Below are 1,824 nucleotides of genomic sequence, written 5' to 3' on the forward strand. Positions count from 1 at the left end.
CCTTTGTTGTAATTTAAAGCCTAATGATTTGGGTTAACTCTCACAATATCTTCTTGATCTGACTTAAACTGTTTCTTGAGTTCAGATTTAGACTTAAAGCTAATTTCGCCACCAGCGGCAATTGTCATGTGTTGAGCTTCAGAGTTATGTTTAGATTGGTATAACATAACCGCCTGCATACACGAATCGCGCTGCTCTTTAGAAAGCGCTGTTCCTTCTGGCCATTTACCCGTTTCAACTGCGTAGGTTAAACGTTCGTAGACCTCGGGTGTCATTGCGCTAAGAAGTTGTTCTGCATCCATGGTAAAGCCTTAGTGTTAACAATTTTCACCAGAAAATAACTCTTAACAGAATTGAGTCAAGAACCTGACCAATAATAAGTGCATTTGATCACAAGTGAAGGAATATGAAAATTATGAAATGGTTGGCAATTGGCCTATTACCTTTCACTCTGGTTGGGTGTCTTGAGGGCAACAAAAATACCGATCAGTTGTGCCAGAGCAATCCTGGGTTGCGTTGTGAACAGCTGAACATGAACGACGGACAGTGCCGTGTAGCGCGCACCGACCTTATCTGGCATCGCTTTGAAGTTCAAAAACAACCAACCGAAATCAATAAGATCAAAGAGTTCGAATTGGTCACAGCCTATAAAAAATGCCTCGAGCTTGCCGCGCAGATAGAAACGATTGATCAATCTAAACTTCAAGAGCGTCGCTTTACTTCTTTAATGCACAGCATTGAAGAGTCGGAACGCATTGTCAGTGAACTGTCTCAATCAGACACGCCAGAAACGCTCTATTTCTTGTGGTCACAAAACGGGGATACCAACGCACGACGCAGCTTCTTACAACTAGAAGGAACAGAAGCGTTGAATACGGCAGAGATGCAGTATGCCCTAGCGACTTTCTACACCACTCGAGACCATGTAAAGACGTTAAAACTACTTAATAACGCATTGACCTTATCGAGTAATTCGAACGTCAACACTGAAATTTTTAAGTCGATGGCCAGTATTAATCACAGCCTAGGCAATATGGAAGAAGCATACGTATGGGCAATGGTCGCTAAAGACTTTAATGTGCCTATCGCATCGGAGTCTGAGCTCGCTGTTCTCTATCACTTTGAAAAGCCAAAATATAAGCAGTTGAATAAAGACGCAGACAAAATTGTCGAAGCCATTGAAGACGGCGTTTACAGCCCTGCTGTTGTAAAGAGCTACGAGTAATCTTAGGTGACCAAATAGCCTCTTCAACAAATTGAAAAAAAAACAGCTACCATCATGGTAGCTGTTTTTATTTGTACTAGAGTTAACGCTGAAATCTTGGGCTGTTCATTGCAATTTCATCGACAAATGCGATCTGTAAGGATTAAACAATAGTGACAAGTTATTTCGTACTTTCGTCATTTTTGTTGAAAATTAACGACACAGAATTAACACAAAAACGTTCGCCAGTTGTCTTCGGACCATCAGGAAAAACGTGACCTAGGTGGCTATCGCAGGCACTACAACGAATCTCTACACGCTTCATTCCGTGACTTAGATCTTCTATATAGCGTATTGCTGTATCGTTTATAGGCGCATCGAAGCTAGGCCACCCGCACCCAGAATCATATTTGTTATCCGACAGGAATAATGGGGCTTGGCAGCATGTGCAGCTGTAAACTCCCGTCTTGTGGTTATGTAGTAACTTACCGCTATAAGGGGCTTCCGTACCACGTAGACGACACACTTCGTACTCATCGTCAGTTAGGCGTTCACGCCAGTATTCATCAGGCTTTATCATCTTTTCTTCCTTTTGAATCACGTTAATATCTCTCCACATT

Annotated in this window: 3 protein-coding genes; 1 reads left to right on the forward strand and 2 read right to left on the reverse strand. The window is 42.2% G+C overall.

Features of this window, described 5'->3' with window-relative positions:
• Positions 1–20: 20 nt before the first annotated feature.
• Positions 21–302 (reverse strand): DUF1315 family protein, encoded by a 282-nt coding sequence (locus BCT81_RS28920; RefSeq protein WP_010437067.1) that lies wholly within the window; start codon positions 300–302, stop codon positions 21–23.
• Positions 303–415: 113 nt separating this feature from the next.
• On the opposite strand from BCT81_RS28920, the gene BCT81_RS28925 reads away from it, so the two are divergent.
• Complete coding sequence (locus BCT81_RS28925) at positions 416–1,225, forward strand: DUF2989 domain-containing protein (RefSeq protein ID WP_102426657.1); 810 nt, start codon at positions 416–418, stop codon at positions 1,223–1,225.
• A 160-nt stretch (positions 1,226–1,385) separates the two neighbouring features.
• Here BCT81_RS28925 and msrB read toward each other — a convergent pair whose 3' ends face one another.
• Entirely contained in the window at positions 1,386–1,784 is a 399-nt protein-coding gene (msrB, locus tag BCT81_RS28930) for a peptide-methionine (R)-S-oxide reductase MsrB (RefSeq protein WP_102426658.1), read from the reverse strand.
• Positions 1,785–1,824: the final 40 nt, after the last annotated feature.

The organism is Vibrio sp. 10N.261.52.A1, from assembly GCF_002876325.1.
GTDB lineage: Bacteria > Pseudomonadota > Gammaproteobacteria > Enterobacterales > Vibrionaceae > Vibrio > Vibrio chagasii.